Raw genomic sequence first — 383 nt, forward strand, 5'->3', positions numbered from 1 at the left:
GGAAAAGGGAGGGGAAAGAAGGGGAGAAAAGGAAGGAAGAAGAAAAGAAAAAAAAAAAAAGAAGGAAAAGGGAAAGGAAAGGAGGAGAGAGGAAGAAAAAAGAAAGGGAGAAGAAGAAGGAGAGAAGAAAGAGAGAAAAAGAGAAAAGAGAGAAAAGAGGGAAAAGAAGAAAAAGAAGAAAGAAAAGAAAAAGAAGAAAAAAAAGAAGAAGGAAGAAAAAAAAAAGAAAGAAAAGAGAAAAAAAAGAGGAAAAAAAAAAAGAAAAAAAGGAAAAAGAAGAGGAAAAAGAAGGAGAAGAAGAAAAAAGAAAAAGAAAAAAGAAGGAAGAAAAAGGAAGAAAAAAAAGAAAAAAAAAAAGAAAGAAGGGAAGAAGAGAGAAAAGA

General features: G+C 30.3%; 1 protein-coding gene. It reads left to right on the plus strand.

All coding sequences use genetic code 11. The features are described from left to right. Window positions 1-383, plus strand: a 383-nt coding sequence (locus CRU95_RS17035; protein ID WP_258238769.1) for a hypothetical protein, incomplete at both ends; no start/stop codon positions are given.

Origin of the sequence: Arcobacter sp. F2176, assembly GCF_004116465.1 — a bacterium.
Lineage (GTDB): Bacteria > Campylobacterota > Campylobacteria > Campylobacterales > Arcobacteraceae > Arcobacter > Arcobacter siniprincipis.